General features: G+C 40.0%; 1 protein-coding gene and 1 pseudogene. Both read right to left on the bottom strand.

Features of this window, described 5'->3' with window-relative positions; translation table 11 throughout:
- Positions 1-1,643: pseudogene (locus tag EHQ64_RS18600) on the bottom strand (hypothetical protein); the annotation flags it as partial.
- On the bottom strand, positions 1,640-2,420 hold a 781-nt coding region (locus EHQ64_RS18595; protein WP_210410891.1), incomplete at its 5' end, for a hypothetical protein. The gene EHQ64_RS18595 and the pseudogene EHQ64_RS18600, both read right to left, overlap by 4 nt.

The following is a 2,420-nucleotide window of genomic DNA, read 5'->3' as shown; positions in this document are numbered from 1 at the left end:
GAATAGATCCCGCTTGAACTCAATAAACCGTTCGCACTTCTTACATCGTCGTCATGTAATGAGTTTTGAGAATCTCTCACTACATTTCGGACCCGGGTCACAAGCCCTTGCCAATATGCAAGTTGTTGTTGATATTCTGTTACTATAGAAGCTGGATATCCGCTATCAGGCTTTTGTGCCCTTTCGATCGCATCTTCAAAAAACTTAATATTTGATTCGATTGTAGTAAGAGTATCTGCTCCACCTGCTACTATATTCTCTATTCCTCGAACATGAGCCTGCCACTGCTCCGATTGTGTAGAAAGAGTTCGATTCAACTCTTCCAAGGCTTTTGCTTTATTTTCTTTTAATTGTGTCTCGGAAGTATCCCAAGCCTCCAGGCCCTTTTGGATCTGCTGGTTTACAACAGTAGTCCAATCGTCCTTCGCTTTTAAGATCTGGTTATATGCGTTTGCCCAGTCAGCCTCTCCTTCTTTTCTTTGGAGTTCTACTTCCTTATCATAACGAAGTTTCCCCAGAACAAGTTGGTCGATCGCATCCTGCCATTGTTTTTGTCCTGCTTGAAGTGCTGCTAAAAACTTGGACTGATAATCGTCTCCATTCGCAACAATCGTATCAGGATCTACATTTTGGGATTGGTTCGGTAAAAATCCGGAAAGATCATTTGTATTTTTCTTTGCTCTTTCGATCAATAATAGTGCGAGTTGGTTCGGGTCCGTCTCTTGAGCGATCTGTCCATCCAGATCATCCAATGAATTTGCCTTCGCTACGAAATTCGAACGATACGCCGCTACGATAGAAGATTCTTCGTAATAATATTCAGATAAAATATATTTCTTAATATCTAAAAGAGCTGTTTCGAAACCCTGTTTCTCTGAAACGGATATTATATTCGAATTACTCTTTAAGGACTCTATTCTTGAGTCCAGATCCGCTTCCCAATTAGAACGGAATGTCGCTAAAAATCCTTGGATATTCGAATCGAATAATCCTGCTTTTGCAGTCGCATCCGTTCCGGATTGAGCCTGGAGCCCTGCATTCAAAACAGCCTGGATTAACGCTGCTTTATCTATATTTTGTAATGCTTCGTCTAAACTTCCCGAAGATACTTTCGCTTTCCATTGCCCTTTTCTGGATTCTATCTCCTCTTGTACGTCATCCTCCCATTCTTCTCGAACAAGGGCCTTCTCCATCAATAATTGTTCTTTTAAGGCTGTGTTGGAACTCCCTCCATTTTCTAAAAGATTTCTTTCGATCGCTCTATCGGCTAATGCTTCCCAATCCGCTTTCAAAAGAGAAAAGCCTCGGTCTACACTCTGGTCCCATTCCGAATCGGTTTCGGATTTATCCGCGCTTTGATATTGCCTTTCTAATTTTCCATCCGATCCGTTTTTCCATAAATCACGAAACAGGGTCGGATCTGCGGATAAAGGAGCAACCGTGATCTCGAAAATAAGTACGAATAATAGAATAGATCTAGCTGAAACAAATAAACTTCGAATACCGAATTTTCGTAAAAGACGCCTATTCTTCTTACTCGCTAAACTCCTGTATCGAATTCGAGAAATCCAGCTAAGTCCCAAAACTAAGAGTAGTCTTTGAGAGATTTGGTTTAAGATTGAATTTTTAAAAAATAGATTCATACCAAGGATTCCTTTTTAGAAACAGAAGATAGGTCGCTTTCACCAAGGCTCGGACCAAACAGAGGATCAAGTTCGGAACTTAAGTGATCACGGGATGTGATCGGAAAGGCGTAAAGTTCCAAGAATGAATGAAGAAAAGCAAAATGTGATAAACACATTGTCCATCCCCTGTCTTTCTGTTTCTTTATGAAATTTTCCGGATCACTATGAGTTAAACGGGCATAATAACGGGTGAGTTTACGATTCGGAACTCGTAACCCTTCGGCAAAATGTAAGCCGTAAAAATTATAATAATAACGATAGAAACTAGAGCCTTGCTCTAAACTAGATAGATCGTTAACTTCAGAAATGGATCTGCGAGTATTTCTATTTTCAGATCCGATGAACAAAGAATAATAATCGGATCCTTCTCCAAAATCGGAAGTCTTTGGTCCTGATCCAGTTTGCTCCATTAATTCCTTTAGAGGAACGGAAGATATGAGTAGTTCCGGATCTTTACGATTTAAATCTTTTTCAAGTTCGCCTTCGATACGGAGCACAAGAAGAATTGGATCGTTCTCGATTCGATCCAGATCTTCTGTCGAAATGAAATGGACCTCTCTATCTTTATGATGAGAATAGCCTAGGTTTTCTATAGAATATTGTGCGCTTTCTTCCCAATCTCCACGGATTAAACCTGCTTCCGACAAAACTTCTGCAGAGATCTCTAAATTGAAAATTAGGGAAATAACGAAAAAGAAAATGAAAAATGCCCTGAAGCGTCTCCGAAATAATTTG

It is taken from the genome of Leptospira sarikeiensis (assembly GCF_004769615.1).
Classification (GTDB): Bacteria; Spirochaetota; Leptospiria; order Leptospirales; family Leptospiraceae; genus Leptospira_B; species Leptospira_B sarikeiensis.
The sequence above is the reverse complement of the archived record's forward strand: the minus strand, read 5'-3'. Positions and strand labels throughout refer to the sequence as shown.